Annotated in this window: 17 protein-coding genes; 11 read left to right on the top strand and 6 right to left on the bottom strand. The window is 72.7% G+C overall.

Features of this window, described 5'->3' with window-relative positions; translation table 11 throughout:
• Positions 1-98 precede the first annotated feature (98 nt).
• The 5 genes from ACFV9J_RS36150 (at position 99) to ACFV9J_RS36130 (ending at position 4,021) form a co-directional block, all read left to right on the top strand.
• Positions 99-1,289, top strand: coding sequence for an ATP-binding protein (locus tag ACFV9J_RS36150; protein ID WP_385361787.1), 1,191 nt, complete (start codon positions 99-101; stop codon positions 1,287-1,289).
• Positions 1,286-1,687, top strand: coding sequence for a roadblock/LC7 domain-containing protein (locus ACFV9J_RS36145; RefSeq protein ID WP_109032225.1), 402 nt, complete (start codon positions 1,286-1,288; stop codon positions 1,685-1,687). Before ACFV9J_RS36150 ends, ACFV9J_RS36145 begins: the two co-directional genes overlap by 4 nt.
• The gene (locus ACFV9J_RS36140; RefSeq protein WP_385361784.1) at positions 1,684-2,061 is read left to right on the top strand and encodes a DUF742 domain-containing protein; all 378 of its coding nucleotides are present in this window, start codon (positions 1,684-1,686) and stop codon (positions 2,059-2,061) included. The genes ACFV9J_RS36145 and ACFV9J_RS36140 overlap by 4 nt, the downstream gene beginning before the upstream one ends.
• Positions 2,036-2,629: an ATP/GTP-binding protein gene (locus tag ACFV9J_RS36135; RefSeq protein ID WP_385361782.1), complete on the top strand. Its 594-nt coding sequence runs from the start codon at positions 2,036-2,038 to the stop codon at positions 2,627-2,629. Before ACFV9J_RS36140 ends, ACFV9J_RS36135 begins: the two co-directional genes overlap by 26 nt.
• 264 nt (positions 2,630-2,893) lie before the next feature.
• Positions 2,894-4,021: a tryptophan dimethylallyltransferase family protein gene (locus tag ACFV9J_RS36130; RefSeq protein WP_385361780.1), complete on the top strand. Its 1,128-nt coding sequence runs from the start codon at positions 2,894-2,896 to the stop codon at positions 4,019-4,021.
• 102 nt (positions 4,022-4,123) lie between these two features.
• Here the strand turns inward: ACFV9J_RS36130 and ACFV9J_RS36125 are convergent, their stop codons facing one another.
• The 3 genes from ACFV9J_RS36125 to paaI form a co-directional block, all read right to left on the bottom strand.
• Complete coding sequence (locus ACFV9J_RS36125; protein WP_385361778.1) at positions 4,124-5,422, bottom strand: flavin-containing monooxygenase; 1,299 nt, start codon at positions 5,420-5,422, stop codon at positions 4,124-4,126.
• A gap of 111 nt (positions 5,423-5,533) precedes the next feature.
• Positions 5,534-6,880 (bottom strand): phenylacetate--CoA ligase PaaK, encoded by a 1,347-nt coding sequence (paaK, locus tag ACFV9J_RS36120; protein WP_385361776.1) that lies wholly within the window; start codon positions 6,878-6,880, stop codon positions 5,534-5,536.
• Complete coding sequence (gene paaI / locus ACFV9J_RS36115) at positions 6,877-7,389, bottom strand: hydroxyphenylacetyl-CoA thioesterase PaaI (RefSeq protein ID WP_385361774.1); 513 nt, start codon at positions 7,387-7,389, stop codon at positions 6,877-6,879. The genes paaK and paaI overlap by 4 nt, the downstream gene beginning before the upstream one ends.
• 164 nt (positions 7,390-7,553) lie before the next feature.
• Between paaI and paaA the strand changes: the two genes are divergently transcribed.
• From paaA to paaE, 5 genes are read left to right on the top strand one after another with little or no spacing between them, the layout of a single operon-like run.
• The gene (gene paaA, locus ACFV9J_RS36110) at positions 7,554-8,540 is read left to right on the top strand and encodes a 1,2-phenylacetyl-CoA epoxidase subunit PaaA (protein WP_385361772.1); all 987 of its coding nucleotides are present in this window, start codon (positions 7,554-7,556) and stop codon (positions 8,538-8,540) included.
• Complete coding sequence (gene paaB, locus ACFV9J_RS36105) at positions 8,537-8,875, top strand: 1,2-phenylacetyl-CoA epoxidase subunit PaaB (RefSeq protein ID WP_385361770.1); 339 nt, start codon at positions 8,537-8,539, stop codon at positions 8,873-8,875. The genes paaA and paaB overlap by 4 nt, the downstream gene beginning before the upstream one ends.
• 9 nt (positions 8,876-8,884) lie before the next feature.
• Entirely contained in the window at positions 8,885-9,712 is an 828-nt protein-coding gene (gene paaC / locus ACFV9J_RS36100) for a 1,2-phenylacetyl-CoA epoxidase subunit PaaC (RefSeq protein ID WP_385361768.1), read from the top strand.
• The gene (paaD, locus tag ACFV9J_RS36095; protein WP_385361766.1) at positions 9,706-10,221 is read left to right on the top strand and encodes a 1,2-phenylacetyl-CoA epoxidase subunit PaaD; all 516 of its coding nucleotides are present in this window, start codon (positions 9,706-9,708) and stop codon (positions 10,219-10,221) included. The genes paaC and paaD overlap by 7 nt, the downstream gene beginning before the upstream one ends.
• The gene (paaE, locus tag ACFV9J_RS36090; protein WP_385361763.1) at positions 10,221-11,327 is read left to right on the top strand and encodes a 1,2-phenylacetyl-CoA epoxidase subunit PaaE; all 1,107 of its coding nucleotides are present in this window, start codon (positions 10,221-10,223) and stop codon (positions 11,325-11,327) included. The genes paaD and paaE overlap by 1 nt, the downstream gene beginning before the upstream one ends.
• Positions 11,328-11,355: 28 nt before the next feature.
• On the opposite strand, the gene ACFV9J_RS36085 is transcribed toward paaE, so the two are convergent.
• Positions 11,356-12,573 carry an alginate lyase family protein gene (locus ACFV9J_RS36085; protein ID WP_385361761.1) on the bottom strand — a complete coding sequence of 406 codons (1,218 nt, stop codon included), beginning with the start codon at positions 12,571-12,573 and terminating at the stop codon, positions 11,356-11,358.
• Positions 12,574-12,829: 256 nt separating this feature from the next.
• Here ACFV9J_RS36085 and ACFV9J_RS36080 point away from each other — a divergent pair, with 256 nt between their 5' ends.
• The gene (locus ACFV9J_RS36080; RefSeq protein ID WP_385361759.1) at positions 12,830-14,338 is read left to right on the top strand and encodes a DUF6351 family protein; all 1,509 of its coding nucleotides are present in this window, start codon (positions 12,830-12,832) and stop codon (positions 14,336-14,338) included.
• A 34-nt stretch (positions 14,339-14,372) separates the two neighbouring features.
• Here ACFV9J_RS36080 and ACFV9J_RS36075 read toward each other — a convergent pair whose 3' ends face one another.
• A complete protein-coding gene (locus tag ACFV9J_RS36075; RefSeq protein WP_385361757.1) occupies positions 14,373-15,281 on the bottom strand; it encodes an aminoglycoside phosphotransferase family protein in 909 nt (302 codons plus the stop codon).
• Positions 15,282-15,314: 33 nt separating this feature from the next.
• On the bottom strand, positions 15,315-16,478 hold the full coding sequence (locus ACFV9J_RS36070) for an MFS transporter (protein WP_385361755.1): 1,164 nt from the start codon (positions 16,476-16,478) through the stop codon (positions 15,315-15,317).
• Between the last annotated feature and the right edge of the window lie 60 nt (positions 16,479-16,538).

The raw sequence follows: 16,538 nt of genomic DNA, 5'->3' as shown, positions 1-16,538 counted from the left end.
GCAGCCCGGGCAGCCACCCCCGGCGCGGGCACTCCACCGGGCCGCCCGCACGGACGGGAATGCAGCAAGCCGGCTGTCAGTCGCCTGAAGAGAGTCTTATGACGGAATACACAGGGAACCCCTTGCTCTGGGTCGCCCTCGTCGCCCTCGTCGCCGCCGCCGTGCTCGTCAGCCGCCAGCGCAAGGCGGCCCGGGCGTTGCGGCAGCAGGTCCAGGGGCTCAGGGATCACTACACCGAGCTGGAGAACGATTACGGGAAGTCCGTACAGGCGGCCCAGGAGCGGGCCGAGGACGAGACGAAGACCGTGCTGAAGTCCGCGATGCGGACGCTTCAGGGCCTCGCGGCCGAACAGCAGCTGGTGCTTTCCCGGCTGCAGAACAAGTACGGCGACTCGGCCCTCCTCCAGGACCTGCTGGAGATCGACCACACCAACTCGCAGTTCGGGCGGCGGGCGCAGTCCATCGCCGTACTGTGCGACGGCTGGCTCGGCGGGCGGCGCGACACCGCCTCGGTCTACGACGTGGTGCGCAGCGCCCAGGGGCGCATCCGGCACTTCCGCCGGGTGGACATCCTCTCCCAGGCCGACTTCGGCATCACCAGCCGGGCCGTCGAACCCGTCGCCCTGGCCCTGGCCGAGCTGCTCGACAACGCCACGAGCTACTCCAGCCCGGACACCGTCGTCGAGATCAACATCCGGACCGTGCCCAAGGGCATCTGCGTCGTGGTCGACGACGCCGGTGTCGGCATGAGCGACGAGGAGCGGGCCCGCGCCGACAAGCTGCTCGCCACCGAGCGGGCCTCGGGCGTGGCGGGGCTCGGCAACCCGCCGCAGTTCGGCTTCGCCGTCATCGGCCTGCTGTGCGAACGATTCGGTTTCGAGGTGTCGGTGGACTCCTCCTCTCCCTACGGAGGTGTACGGGCGGTGGTCCTGCTGCCGCACGAACTGCTCACCGCCATGCCGGAGAAGAAGGCCCCCGCCGCCGCCCCCGCGGCCCGCGGCACGGCCCGGCCGGTCCCGGACGGCGGACCGGAGGCCGCGCTCAGCTCCTCCCAGACCGACGGCGACGGTCTGCCCCGGCGCCGCCGCAAGCGGCCGATGGCCATCGTGCCCGGCAGCGCGTCCACCCCCCGCGCCGCGGGCCGCTCCGACTCCGAGCAGGCACAGGTCATGGGTGCCTTCCAGCGCGGAACGCAGTCCGGCCGGGTCACCGGACCGGACAGCCCGGACCACGCCGGCCGGACGAGCGACACCCCTGGTGCAAGCAGCGAAGGACATGAGGTCCCGTGAACGACGATCTGTCATGGATGCTCGACAGCGCCCTGGAGATTCCGGGCGCCCTGCACGCGGTCCTGATTTCCGCCGACGGCCTCTTGATGGCCCGGACGCAGGACTTCGACAAGGACGACGCCGACCGGGTCGCGGCCGCCATGAGCGGTGTGCAGTCGCTCAGCCGCACCCTGGCCTTCTTCTGTGAGGACCCCAGCCAGTCCTGGCGGCAGACCCTGGTCGAGTTCGACGGCGGCTGGGTCTTCCTGATCTCCGCCGGCGAGGGCGCCTACCTCGGCGTGTCCGCCTCCCCGGAGGTCGACATGGCGGACATCACCTTCCGGATGCAGCAACTCGTCGCCCAGCTCGGCAAGCGGCTGACGACACCGCCGCGCGAGAACCTGGGCGCCCGCTCATGACCGGCCACGACGGCTGGCAGCCCGAGGCGCCCGAATTAGTACGGCCGTACGTCATCACCAAGGGGCGCGGCCTGCCCGACGACGGCGACCTCTCCCTCATCACGCTGGTCACCGCCGCCGCCGGGCAGCCGCAGCGGCCGGCCCGGCTGTCCCCCGAGGAGCAGAGCCTGCTCGACCTCTGCTCCGCCGGCTACCTCTCGGTCGCCGAGATCGCCGGACACACCCACTTCCCGCTGGGCGTCGTACGGATCCTGCTGGCCTCCTTGATGGAAGGCGGGCACCTCGTGACCCGCCCGCCGGTGGCCCGCGCCCGCCTCGCGGACAAGGAGATACTGGAGGAGGTGCTCAATGGGCTCCGCGCCAAGTTTGGATGAGCGGGACTACGTACGCGACGGGGCGACCCGGACGGCGGTGAAGATCCTCGTCGTCGGGCACTTCGCGGTGGGCAAGACCACCCTCATCGGCTCCATCTCCGAGATCGAGCCGCTGTCCACCGAGGAGACGATGACGCAGGCCGCCGAGTCGGTCGACGACCTCAAGGGGGTCCAGGGCAAGACCACCACCACGGTCGCCATGGACTTCGGGCGCCTGACCATCAGCGACCGCGTGGTGCTCTACCTCTTCGGCACCCCCGGCCAGCAGCGCTTCGTGCAGATGTGGGAGGACATGGCCCGCGGCGCGCTCGGCGCCCTGGTGCTGGTCGACCCGGAGCGACTGGCGGACTCCTTCCCGGTGATCGACCTCATCGAGCACTACGGACTCGACTACGCCATCGCCGTCAACCACTTCGACGGCGCGCCGCTGCGCGACGAACGGGCGCTGCGCGAGGCGCTCGACCTGCTCGACGACACCCCCGTGGTCACCTGCGACGCCCGCGACGAGAAGTCCTCGGCCGCCGCGCTGACCACCCTCGTCCGCTACCTGCTGGACCGCACCCGCTAGGAGTTGTGAGCAGACGTGAACGCCCACGGGACCGCCCCGGTGCTCCAGCCGCGGTGATCCGCGCAACACCTCCCCAACCCGCCCCAATCGCATGAAGATCGAACGGCACGGGTAGTGAGCAACGCGGTACGCAAGTTGCTTACGAGTCAAAGGAGGTGTCGTGGACCACATATCCACGAACGCCGCTTCCCCGGCGCCGAAACCCCCGGTACCCGCCCCCCGAGGCGGGTATCGCTTTGTGCGGCTGAGGCCGGGGGCGGACCGTTGAGCGCCGCGCCGACGGGCGCGGACCCGCAGGGCCCACCCACGCTCGGTTCCTTCACCGGCGGCCAGTTGCGAAGACTCGGCTCGGTCGCCGGGCTGTCCCGCGCCGACGTCGAGACCTACGCGCAGGTCCTGACCGGCGCACTGGGCCCGGTGGCCCGGCGGCCCCTGAGCCTGGCGCCGCCCACCCGCAGCTTCCTGTCCGACGACCACACCCCCGTGGAGTTCTCCCTCGCCTTCCGGCCCGGGGCGGCGCCCGCCATGCGGGTCCTCGTGGAACCGGGCTGCGGCGCGACCGGTCTGGCCGACAACGGCCGTGCCGGACTGCAGGCGGTCCGGGCGATGGCGCGGCGCTGGCACTTCACCACCGACGCCCTCGACGAAGTCCTGGACCTGTTCCTGCCACCCGCTCCCGAGGGCCCCCTCGCCCTGTGGTGCGCCCTGGAACTCAGACCCGGAGGTGTACCGGGGGTCAAGGTCTATCTGAACCCGGCGGCGGGCGGGGAGGAACGTTCCGCCGCGACGGTGCGCGAGGCCCTGCGCCGGCTCGGGCACCACCGGGCCTTCGACAGCCTCCCCGCGGGCAGTGGTTACCCGTTCCTCGCCCTGGATCTCGGGAACTGGGCGGAACCCCGGGCGAAGGTCTACCTGCGCCACGACAACCTCACGGCCGGCCGGGCCGGACGGCTGTCCCTGACGGATCCGGGCCTCGTGCCGACGGCGGTCGAGGACTTCTTCCACACCGCCGCGGGTCCCGGCGCCGCCGCGGGTGGACTCGACCGGCGGCCTGCTCAGTCCTGCCACTCCTTCACCGACCTCGGCGCGGCGCGGCCGAGTGGATTCACCCTGTACATCCCGGTTCGTGACTACGTCCGGGATGACGGGGAGGCCCTGGCGCGGGCGTCCGCCGTGCTGCACGGCCACGGCATGGACGCCTCCGTGCTCCACCGTGCCCTGGCCGCCCTCACCGAGCGGCGGCCCGAGGACGGGGTGGGCCTGATCGCCTACCTGGCCCTCGCCCACCAACGGGACCAGCCGCCGCGGGTGACGGCGTACCTCTCCTCGGAGGCCTACACGGTCCGGCCGCCGGTCGTTCGGACCGTCCGCCGACCGCTGTCGGTTCGCTGAACGGAACGCCTGCCCACGAGACAGGGCCCCCGGCGCGATCCGCCGGGAGCCCTGGGCACGGTCACGGCCGGGCGCGGCCGCCGACAGCATCCCGCGGGACGGTCACACGGGCAGTGGCTCCCGGAACTCCGCCAGGTAGGGACTCACGTCGACCTGGATCGAGGCGCCGCGAGTCCGGCCGTAGCGCTCGACGATGCCGGCCAGGTACGTGCCGATCTCCTCGCGCATCTCCTCGGCCCCGGGCAGTGCGGCGGCGCCGTCGACGAGGCGCGCCACCCACTGGGCCTGGGCCTCCACCAGCCGGGTGAGGGCGCCCGCGGGCCGCACCAGTCCCACGAAGTACAGACCGGGCCGGTCGGCCGGGACGATCCGCCGGTAGAGCTCGACCGAGCCGTCGGCCGCGACCGGGCAGCCCGGGGGCAGGAAGGGGAAGGTCATGTGGAAACCGGTGCAGTAGACGACCGTGTCGGCGGTCTCGGAACTGCCGTCCGTGAACACGACCCGGTCGCTCTCGAACGAGGCGATCGCGGGCTTCGGGGTCACCGCACCGTGCCGGATCCGGCTGAGGATCTCGTCCGAGAGGGTCGTCGCGGAGGAGAGGATCGGGTGGTCGGGCTCGGGCAGGCCGTAGTCCGACAGTCTGCCCCGGGCCACCAGCAGGGCCTGTTCCACCCACTGGCGCCGATCGGCGAAGGGCATCTCGTTCCACCACGGGGCTTCGGCGATCTCGTCGAGGGACATCCCGAAGACCTGCTTGGGCACGATGTGCAGTCCCCGGCGCACCGACAGCAGGGTCCGGTCCGCGTGCCGGGAGAGGTCCGCCGCGATGTCCACCGCGGAGGCTCCGAGGCCCACCACGACGACGCGCCGACCGGCGAAGTCGCGGCCGTCGCGGTAGTCGAGGGAGTGAAGAATCGTTCCGGCGAAGGACTCCGCACCGACCGGAAGGGGGTCGGGCAGGGCCGGGTCGGTGTGGTGCCCCGAGGCGACGACCACCTGCTCGAACCGGCGCGAGGACTGCGCGCCGTCCGCGTCCCGGCTGACGACCGTCCAGGTGCCGTCCGAGTCCTGGCGCACGGACAGCACCTCGGTGCGCAGCTCGACGTGGTCGAGGAGCCCCGCCCACTCGGCGAAGGACCGCAGATAGGCGGCGAGCTGGTCGTGCCGGGGATAGAGCGGGTAGTCGGACGGCATCGGGAAGTCCGCGTAACCGGTCAGCTGCTTGGCGGTGTTCAGATGCAGGGACTGATAGCCCGGGCCCCGCTCACCGGCCCCCGGCTGACGCCAGAGTCCGCCGACGTCGGGTGCCTTCTCCAGGCAGACGAAGGAGATGCCGCGCTCCTTCAGGGCATGGCCCGTCGCCAGCCCCGACAGGCCTGCACCGATCACACACACACGCACGGGATGTCCCCCCAGGATGTACTCAACCTCCCCCGATCATGTCCTTACTGCCCATCCGTTTCTTCTCGCACACCGGCACGACCGGCGAACGGACGTGTCCGTGCTCACGTTTCACGCGCCCCGCAGGTCCCACACCCGGCGGATCTTGCCGAGCGAGCGCTCCAGGGTCTCCGGCTCCACGACCTCCACCTCCACGGTCACGCCCACGCCGTCCTTGACGCCCTGGGCGATCACCCTCGCGGCGGCCTCGCGCTGCTCGGGAGCCGCGTCGGGCCGGGCCTCGACCCGCACCGTCATGTGGTCCATGCGGCCGCGTTCGGTGAGCCGGATCTGGAAGTGCGGGGCGACGCCCGGCGTGCGCAGCACGATCTCCTCGACCTGGGTGGGGAAGACGTTCACCCCGCGCAGGATGATCATGTCGTCGCAGCGGCCGGTGACCTTCTGCATCCGGCGGAAGGCGGGGCGCGCGGTGCCCGGCAGCAGGCGGGTCAGGTCGCGCGTGCGGTAGCGGATCACCGGGAGCGCCTCCTTGGTGAGGGAGGTGAAGACGATCTCGCCCTCCTCGCCGCCGGGCAGTACGGCGTCCGTGAGCGGGTCCACGACCTCGGGGTAGAAGTGGTCCTCCCAGATGTGCAGCCCGTCCTTGGTCTCGACGCACTCCTGTGCCACGCCGGGGCCGATCACCTCGGACAGGCCGTAGATGTCGACGGCGTGGATGCCCATGCGCTCCTCGATCTCGCGCCGCATCTCCTCGGTCCACGGCTCGGCGCCGAAGATGCCGACCTCGAGGGAGCTGGTGCGCGGATCGACGCCCTGGCGCTCGAACTCGTCGAGCAGGGTGAGCATGTAGGACGGGGTGACCATGATGATCTCGGGCCGGAAGTCCTGGATGATCTGCACCTGGCGCGCCGTCATGCCGCCGGAGGCGGGGATCACCGTGCAGCCGGCGCGCTCGGCGCCGTAGTGGGCGCCGAGGCCGCCGGTGAACAGGCCGTAGCCGTAGGAGATGTGCACCTTGTGTCCGGGGCGGCCGCCCGCGGCGCGGATCGAACGGGCCACGACGTCCGCCCACATGGACAGGTCGTTCTCGGTGTACCCGACGACGGTGGCGCGGCCGGTGGTGCCGCTGGAGGCGTGCACGCGCCGCACGTCGGCCATCGGGACGGCGAACATGCCGAAGGGGTAGGTGTCCCGCAGGTCCGCCTTGGTGGTGAAGGGGAACCTGGACAGGTCGGCCAGGCTGCGGCAGTCGTCGGGGGTCACCCCGGCGGCGTCGAACTTCTTGCGGTACAGCTCCACGTTGTCGTAGGCGTGCCGCAGGGTCGCGCGCAGGCGGTCGAGCTGGAGCTCCCGCAGCTGCTCGCGGGACAGGCGCTCGGCGTCGTCCAGCAGGTCGTGGGGGAGGGGCTCGCCCGGTCGGGGTGCCGGGGCCGCCCCGGTCGTCGGCTCGCTGCTCATCGCGACTCCTTCGTCGTGCCCGGCGTCTCGCGCGCCGTGTCCCGCCGCGCGTCGCGGCTGCCTGCCTCGTCCCGCGCACTCCGGTCGCGCCCGTCGTCCCGCACGCTGCGGCTGCGCCCCCGGAACTCCGCGACCACCTCGTCGCCGCGCCGCACGCTCACGTCGTAGATCCCGCTGCGTCCGTAGCGGACCCGCTCCTCGGCGCGGGCCACGAGCACGTCGCCCTCGCGGGCCGGGGCGACGAAGACGATGTCGGCGCCGGCCGCCACGGTCACCGGGCCGTGGCTGTTGCAGGCGCAGGCGAAGGCGGTGTCGGCCAGCAGGAACAGGAACCCTCCGTGGGCGATCCGATGTCCGTTCACCATCGCCGGGGTCACGGTCATGCGGACCAGTGCGGTCCCCTCCCCGTGCTCCACCAGCTCGATCCCGAGCCCCCGGGAGGCCTCGTCCGCGGAGAACATCGCCTCCGTCGGCGTCTGCTCAGTGGCCTGCGACACCGTATCCACCACCTTGTCTCCCGACCGACCATTCGGTTAGCGCGCGGCAAGGCCAAGTAATCCAGCCACGCGGCGGGGCTGTCAAGAGTGCGACCGGCGAGGTCCGGCTCTTGCCCGGCGCACGGAAACACGTCACACTGATACCGAACGAATGGTCGGTTGGGAAGCTGGTGACGATGACCACGACACACGCCGCCGAGGCGCCGCCCCCGGACGCGCCGGACGGGCTCCAGGAGCACTTCGACGCCACGATCGCGCGCGACCAGCGCATCGAGCCGCGGGACTGGATGCCCGACGGCTACCGCAGGACGCTGGTCCGGCAGATCGCCCAGCACGCGCACTCGGAGATCATCGGCATGCAGCCCGAGGGCGAGTGGATCACCCGGGCCCCGTCGCTGCGCCGCAAGGCGATCCTGTTCGCCAAGGTCCAGGACGAGGCCGGGCACGGGCTGTACCTGTACTCGGCGGCCGAGACACTCGGCGCGGACCGCGACGACCTCACCGAGCGGCTGATCGAGGGACGCCAGAAGTACTCGTCGATCTTCAACTACCCGACCCTGAGCTTCGCCGACGTCGGCGTGATCGGCTGGTTCGTGGACGGCGCCGCGATCTGCAACCAGGTGCCGCTGTGCCGCAGCTCGTACGGGCCCTACGCGCGCGCGATGGTGCGCATCTGCAAGGAGGAGTCCTTCCACCAGCGGCAGGGCTACGAGTTGCTGATGACGATGATGCGCGGCACCGACGCCCAGCGCGAGATGGTCCAGGACGCGGTGAACCGCTGGTGGTGGCCGTCCCTGATGATGTTCGGCCCGCCCGACGACGCCTCGCCCAACTCGGCGCGGTCCATGGCCTGGAAGATCAAGCGGCACAGCAACGACGAGCTGCGCCGGCGCTTCGTCGACATGACCGTCCCGCAGGCCGAGAAGCTCGGCGTCACCCTGCCCGACCCGGAGCTGCGCTGGAACGAGGAGCGCGGTCACCACGACTTCGGCACCCCCGACTGGGACGAGCTGATGCGCGTCATCAAGGGCGACGGTCCGTGCAACGACCGGCGGATGGAGCGGCGGCGCACCGCCCACGAGGAGGGCGCCTGGGTGCGCGAGGCGGCCACCGCCCACGCCGCCAAACAGGCCGCCCGCGCGGAGAAGGGAGCGGCGGCATGAGCATCGAGCAGCCAGAGCAGCCAGAGCAGCCAGAGCAGCCAGAGCAGCCCGGGAAACAGGGCTGGCCGCTGTACGAGGTGTTCGTGCGCGGCAAGCGCGGCCTCAACCACGTGCACGTCGGCTCGCTGCACGCCGCCGACGACGCCATGGCGCTCACCCACGCCCGCGACCTCTACACCCGGCGCAACGAGGGCGTGAGCATCTGGGTGGTGCGCTCCGAGCACATCGCCGCCTCCACCCGCGACGAGAAGGACCCCTTCTTCGCCCCCAGCGCCGACAAGGTCTACCGCCACCCGACCTTTTACGACATCCCCGACGACGTCCCGCACATCTAGGAGCAGGGCATGAGTGACGACCACGTCTACCTCACCCTGGCCGAGGGGCACGAGGACGACAACCGCTGGGCCTACGGCACCGGCTTCGAGGACCCGCTGCACGGCGTCGACACCACCGTGCCCGAGGGGGTCGACGCCGCGGCGCTGGCCGCCGAGTGCGTGGCGCTCGCCGACGACGCCCTGGTCAGCGCCCAGCGGCTCGCCGAGTGGGTCACCCGCGCGCCCGAGCTGGAGGAGGAGGTGGCGCTGGCCAACATCGGGCTCGACCTCCTCGGCCAGGCCCGCCTGCTCTACTCGCGCGCCGGTCAGGCCGACGGCACCGGCCGCGGTGAGGACGCGTACGCCTACTTCCGCGACGCCGTCGACTTCCGCAACGTCCGACTGGCCGAACTCCCGGGCGGCGACTTCGCGTTCGCCGTCGTACGGCTGCTGCTCCTCTCCAGCTGGCGCCTGGCCCACTTCCGGCGCCTGGAGACACACCCCGACCCGGTGCTCGCGGCGGTCGCCGCCAAGGGCGTCAAGGAGCTGACGTACCACCGGCAGTACGCCGCCGAGTGGTGCGTGCGCCTGGGCGACGGCACGGACGAGTCGCACCGCAGGATGCGCGCCGCGCTGGACGAGGCCGCCCCGTACCTGGGCGAGCTGCACACGGCGTACGACGTCCGGGACGAGGTCGCCGACGACCTGCGCCAGGTCACGGAGGCCGCCGGCCTGCCCCTGCCCGTGTACCGGCCGCTGCCCGGCTCGGGCCGCGCCGGTGAGCACACCGAACACCTGGCGCCGCTCCTGACCGAGCTGCAGGGCGTCGCCCGCGCCCACCCGGAGGCGACATGGTGATGCGGGACCCCGCGCTCCCAAACGCGCGCCGCGCCCGGCACGTCGCCGAGCAGGTGCCCGACCCCGAGCTGCCCATGCTGACCCTCGCCGACCTCGGCGTCCTGCGCGACGTCGAGGTGGACGGGGACGGCACCGTGGTCGCCAGCCTGACCCCCACCTACTCGGGCTGCCCGGCCATGGCCGAGATGCGGGCGGACGTCGCCGCACGGCTGCGCGCGGCGGGCTATCCGCGCGTGGAGATCCGCACCGTCCTGGACCCGCCCTGGACCAGCGACTGGATCACCGAGTCAGGCCGCGGCAAGCTCGCCGAGCACGGGATCGCCCCGCCCGGCGCCGCGCCCCGCGGCCCGGTCTCCCTGGTGCTGTCGCCCACCCGGCCCGCGGTGCCCTGCCCCCGCTGCGGCTCGGCGGACACCGAGGAGACCTCCCGCTTCGCCGCCACGTCCTGCAAGGCGCTGTGGCGCTGCCGGGCCTGCCGCGAGCCGTTCGAGTACGTCAAGGAGATCTGATGGCCCCGACCGCCCCCGTCCCGGCGGCCCCGGTGCGCACCCGCCGCCGGCCCGCCTTCCACCGTCTGCGCGTCGCCGCCGTCGAGCGGCTGTGCGTGGACGCGGCGGCCGTGAGTTTCGAGATCCCCGACGAGCTGGCCGGGGAGTTCGTCTTCGCGCCCGGTCAGTCGCTCACCCTGCGGCGCGAGGTGGACGGCCGGGACGAGCGCCGCTCCTACTCGATCTGCGCCCCGGCCGGTTCGGCGCCGCGCATCGGGGTCCGCGTGGTGCCGGGCGGACTGTTCTCGGCGTGGCTGGTCGGCGAAGTGCGGCCGGGCGACACCGTCGAGGTGATGGCGCCCACCGGCCTCTTCACGCCCGACCTCACCACCCCCGGCCACCACGTCCTGATCGCGGCCGGTTCGGGCATCACGCCGATGGTGTCCATCGCCGAGTCGGTGCTCGCCGCCGACGACCGCTCCACCGTCACCCTCTTCTACGGCAACCGCCGCACGGACACCGTGATGTTCGCCGACGAGCTGGCCGACCTGAAGGACCTCCACCCGACCCGCTTCCACCTCGCCCACGTGCTCTCCCGCGAGCCCCGCGAGGCCGAGGTGCTCTCCGGCCGCCTGGACGCCGGACGGCTCGCGGCGCTCATCGGCTCCCTGGTGGACGTGGAGCGGGCGGACCACTGGTGGCTGTGCGGACCGCAGGGCATGGTCGCCGACGCCCAGCAGGTCCTGACCGGCCTCGGCGTCCCGGCCGGGCGCGTCCACCGGGAGCTGTTCTACGCCGACGACGAGCCCGTGCGGGAGGTGCGCCACGAGGAGAGCGGCCCCGAGGGCCCCGTCAGCGAGGTCACGATCACCCTGGACGGCCGCTCGACGACCGCCTCGCTCTCCCGGGAGCGGTCGGTGCTCGACGGGGCCCAGCAGACCCGCCCCGACCTGCCCTTCGCCTGCAAGGGCGGGGTCTGCGGGACCTGCCGGGCCCTGGTCACCGACGGCAGCGTCGACATGCGCCGCAACTACGCGCTCGAAACCGCCGAGGTCGACGCGGGCTACGTCCTGACCTGCCAGTCGTACCCGGTCTCCGAGAAGCTGACCGTGGACTACGACAGCTGACCGGGCGTCGGCCCGCCTCCGACCGGGCCTAGGCGGGGTTGTCGCCGTGGGTGAGGGTCTCCCAGGCGACGAAGAGGTTGTTCGTGCCCGAGGGGCGGGTGCGCTCGGTCAGGGCCTGGGTGTTGGTCATGGCGAAGCCGAGGCGGTTGTGCAGGGCGTTGTAGCCGACCTCGGTCACCGGGCCCAGGCCGAGGTCCACCTCGCCCCCGCACAGCCAACTCGGGACGGCCGCCCCCTGCTGGTACTTGGCCTGGAAGCCGAGCGCGTGCCGCAGCCGCTCGCCGACGTCGGTGCCGTACAGGTCCTGGCCCTGGATCCGGCTGGTCTCGGCGACGTGCGAGATGGACGAGATGCCGTACCCGGTGTGGGTGAAGTCCCGGCAGGTCTCCTGGGTGAGGCCGGTGACGAAGGTGGACTGGCCCTGCCAGTACTTGACGATCTTGTCCCGGGTGTCGAGGTGCTGGCTCGGCACGGTCTTCGGCAGCGCTCCGTCGGAGTTCAGGTACACGTACGCGGCCGTGCGGGTGCGGAACCTGGCCACGGCCTTGTCGTAGGCCGCCCGGTCCTCCAGGAAGACGGAGATGCCGACGGCGGCCTCCGTCATCGTCAGCTCCCAGTTGCCGTTGGAGTTGGAGCCGTTGATGATCTCGGGCAGGTACACGTCGCGGAGCATGGTGGCGAAGCGGTCCGAGTCCGCCCAGGTGCCGCCGTACGTGTACTTGATGATCTCGGCGGCCTTGGGCCAGGAGGACCCGGCCCATCCGGTCTGCAGCGGTGCGTTGCTGTTGGTGTGGTCCCGGAGCACGGCGGACCAGGCGTCCATCAGCTCGATGGACTTGCGGGCGTACCGCTCGTCCCGGGTGAGGTACCAGGCCAGCGCGTTGGTGTAGGCCGCGATGGCGTCCTCGCGCTCGTCGGTGCAGCCGTGGTTCGGGTTGGAGTAGGAACCGCACTCGACCACCGCGCGGGGCTTCGGGGTGCGGTTCAGGTCGGCGTACCTGCTCGCCATCATCTGGTCGAAGGCGCCCTTCCAGGGCTGGGCCCCGGCGTCGACCTTGGCGCGGACGAAGTCGAGTTGCCCCTCGGAGACGGTGACTCCGGGGTGCGTGAACGCGGCCGGTGCGGCGTCCGCGCGAGGGATGGCCGATCCGGGCCCGGTCAACAGGGCGCCGGTGAGTGCGGCGGTGAGGGTGGTGAGGAGGACGGCGCGGGATCTGCGGTGACGGCGCGGGGGAGCAGAGGACATGTGGGGGGTCCATCCGTTCGAGTACGTGAACGTTGAGTGTTGTTCTGAACGTTCGACTGGGCGGTGACGATAGGTAGAGACCAATGGGGCGTCAAGAGGCCACGCAGGAACGCGCGGAGTTCAGGGCGGGCGGGACTCGGCGAACACTATGAACGCAACGGCCGAAGGGGTGGCTCCGGATCCGGGGGATTCCTAACATCCCCGCTCGCAGCGCAACTTCGCGCCCGCCCGCAGCAGCACGTACAGGAGCCGCACCTTGACCACACCCCCCGCTCCCGCGCACGACACCCGGCCCACCCACCGCAGAAGCCGCCCGGCGGTGGTGGCCGCCGCGCTCGCCGCCGTCTTCCTCGGCACCCTCGGCAACGTCTCCGCCGCCCCCGCCCGAGCGGCCGGAGAGCCGCCTGCCGGACAGCCGGCGGCCGGACAGCCGGCGGCCGGACAGCCGTCGGTGGCCGACTGCCCGCCCGCCCTCGCGGAGAAGGCCACCTGCTACACCGGCCAGGACGCGAGCGGCGCCTACTACACGATGGCCGTGCCCCACCGCTGGAACGGATCCCTCGTCGTGCACGCCCACGGCGGCCCCGACCTCGGCGACGCCTCGGACCCGGCCCGCAGCACCGAGGACCTGGAACGCTGGGCGGTGATGGTCGACCAGGGATACGCCTGGGCCGCCTCCTCCTACCGGCGCGGTGGCTACGGGGCCCGTATGGCGGCCGCCGACACCGAGAACGTGCGCCGCCTGTTCACCCACCGGTTCGGCCGGCCCGAACACACCTACCTGCACGGCCAGTCCTGGGGCGGGAACGTCGCCGCCAAGGCCGCCGAGACCTACGGCCGGCGCCCCGGCGCCTACGACGGGGTGCTGCTGACCAACGGCGTACTCGGCGGCGGTTCACGCGGCTACGACTACCGCGTGGACCTGCGGGTGGTCTACCAGTACTACTGCCACAACCATCCGCGCCCGAGCGAGCCGCAGTACCCGCTGTGGCAGGGTCTGCGCCCCGGCTCCACCATGACCACCGCGGGCCTGCGCGCCCGCCTCCAGGAGTGCACGGGCTACGCCGCCGAACCGGCGGACCGGACCCGGGCGCAGCAGCGCAACCTCGACGACATCCTCGCCGTCACCGGCATCCCCGAGCGCACCCTGGAATCCCATCTGCGGTTCGCCACCTTCACGTTCCGGGACATCGTGACCAACCGGCTCGGCGGGCGGAACCCCTGGAGCAACCGCGGCGTGCGCTACTCCGGCTCACACGACGACAAGGCGCTGAACGCGGGCGTCGAGCGCTTCTCGGCCGACCCCACCGCACGGCGCGACCTGTCCTGGGACAGCGACCTCACCGGCCGGGTCTCCCTGCCCGTCCTCACCCTGCACGCCATCGACGACCCGACGGCGTTCGTGGAGCACGAGGCGGCCTACCGCGCCACGCTCCGGGGCGCCGGCCGGGACCGGAACCTCGTCCAGACCTTCACCCGGGAACACGAGCACAGCTCGCTGAGCGACTCCGAGTACGCCACCTCGATCTCCGCGCTGGACTCCTGGGTGCGCACCGGTCGCAGGCCGAGCCCGCGCTCGATCGCCGACTCCTGCGCCGCCTTCGACGCGACATACGGCGAGGGGTGCTTCTACGATCCCGGCTTCCGCCCGTCTCCGTACGCCTCACGGGTGCGGCCCCGGCCGGGCGGTCTCGCCTGGCCCGCCATGACGGCCGCCCAGGAGCGGGCGTGGAGCAGGATCGAGGGCGTGGGAATCGAGCCCTAGGCGGGTGGACAGACCCGGCGGAGGGCCGCTTCCCCTAGCCGTCCTCCGCCTCCGTCAGCACCGCCCGGATCACGTGCCGGGCGTTGCCCGCCATCGCGGGGTTGGTCTTCCGGTAGTACGGCAGGGCGATCAGCGCCTGGGACAGGGTGCGGCCCCGGCCGCGCCGCCAGGTCGCGTCGTCCACGCCGAGTGCCTCGCGGAAGACCCTCCTCGCGCCGGACGGCAGCAGATTCCACGCCGGGAAGAGGTCGCAGGCCGGATCGCCCACCCCCATGCACCCGAAGTCGATCACCGCGGACAGCCTGCCTCCGCTCACCAGCAGATTGCCCGGCATCAGGTCCGCGTGCAGCCAACCGGGCGGCCCCTCCCAGGCCGGTGCGCGCAGCGCGTCCTGCCACACGGCGGCCAGCGCGTCGCAGTCGACGTCCTCTTCGGGGAGGGCGCGCAGTTCGTCGAGCGCGGCCCGCGTCGGCGTGTCGAGCGTGGCGAGCGGCCCACCGCGGTACGCCTTCGGCGCGTCGGGCAGGGAGATGCCGCGCATCGCCGCCACGAAGGCGGCCAGATCCTCCGCCAGCCGCAGGGGATCGGCCAGCGCTCCCGCCTCGGGGATCTCCCCGGTCAGCCACCGGTAGACCGACCAGGGCCAGGGGTACCCGTCGCCCGGCGCCCCTGCCCCGAGCACCTCGGGCACCGCGGTCGGCAGCAGGGGCGACAGCCGCGGCAGCCACGCCCGCTCCGTCGCCACGTCCGCCACGCCGCCCTCGATCAGCGGCAGCCGTACGACCATGTCCTCGCCCAGCCGGTACATCGCGTTGACCGTGCCGCCGGAGGGGAAGCGTTCGACGGGCAGGCCCGACCAGCGCGGGAACTGCCCGTCGACCAGGCGCCGTACCAGACGCTCGTCGACGTGGCACCGGTCCGGATGCGTCTGCCCTGAACTCATGGCCCTCATCCGACCCTTCGGCGCCGACGGCCGTCAAACGCTTTGCCGGCCGAGAGCCATCGCCCCGCCCGCCGCCGTCCCCGCCGCCAGCGTCAGCGTGCCCGGCAGGGACCACGCGGCCAGGGGGCCGGCGACCGCCACGCCCAGGGCGAACGCGGTGATCTTTAGGCTCGCCCCGGTGGTGAAGACCTGGCCCCGCAGGTGCTCCGGGGCCTCCCGGTGGCGTACCGCGAACAGCGCGGTGAGCTGGGGGCCCTCGCCGATGCCGAGGACGAGCACGGCGGCCACCAGCGCCACCGGCCGGCCCGTCGCCGCCAGCAGCAGCGCGCCCGCCTGGACCAGGGCGCCCGCCCGGACGACCGTGTCGGGGGCGACGGTGAGCGGGCGCCGTGCGAGGACGGCGTTGGCCGCCAGGGCGGACACCGCCGCGCCGGAGAACAGCAGGACGCCGCGCCCGGCCGCGCCGAACCACAGTGCGCCGAGGAGCGGGACGCAGGCCGCCAGCATGCCCTGGGCGGCGCAGGAGGCGACCGAGGTGAGGGTCGCCCGGGCCAGGAGCGGGCGCCGCAGGACGACCCGGAACCCGGCGGCGAGGGCGCCCGCCACCGGGGCCGGCCGGGAGCCCCGGTCACGGACGGGGCGCGCGGGCAACCGCCACGCGGCGGGCACCGCCGCCGTGATCAGTGCCGCGGCGAGTACGAGGGCCGTGGAGGCTCCCAGCAGCTCGGCCACGCCACCGGCCAGGGCCGGACCTGCCAGGCTCGCCACGCCGAAGGTCATCGCGTCCAGCGCGTTGGCCCGGGGCAGCCGCGCGTGATCCGACACGCGGGGGAGTTGGGCGGTCCAGCCGCCCGACAGTGCTGGGCCCAGCAGCCCCGTGAGCACCGCGAGCGGAAGGGCGCAGGCCATGGGGAGTCGGCCGAGCCCGGCGAGGATCGCCATCAGCCCCGTCGCGTACAGCGCGAGCGCGCCCGCCAGCAGGCGACCCGGTCGCCCCGCCCGGTCCAGGAGCGCCCCGAGCAGCGGCCCGCCGACCGCCGCGGAGACCGTGATGCCCGCGAGCAGCGCCGACGCGTCGGTGGTCGAACCGGTGACGGCGAGCCCCGCCAGCAGCAGCGCCGGTCCGGACATCTCGTCCCCGGCGCGCGCCGCCGTCGCCGCGGTCAGGTAGGAGCGTAGCGAGTAACCCTTCGGCACCGGGAAGACGTTACGGAGGTAACTCAAAACTCCGCAATATGCGTTACATTCGGCCCGTGC

It is taken from the genome of Streptomyces sp. NPDC059906 (genome assembly GCF_042730645.1).
Classification (GTDB): Bacteria; Actinomycetota; Actinomycetes; order Streptomycetales; family Streptomycetaceae; genus Streptomyces; species Streptomyces rubrogriseus.
The sequence above is the reverse complement of the archived record's forward strand: the minus strand, read 5'-3'. Positions and strand labels throughout refer to the sequence as shown.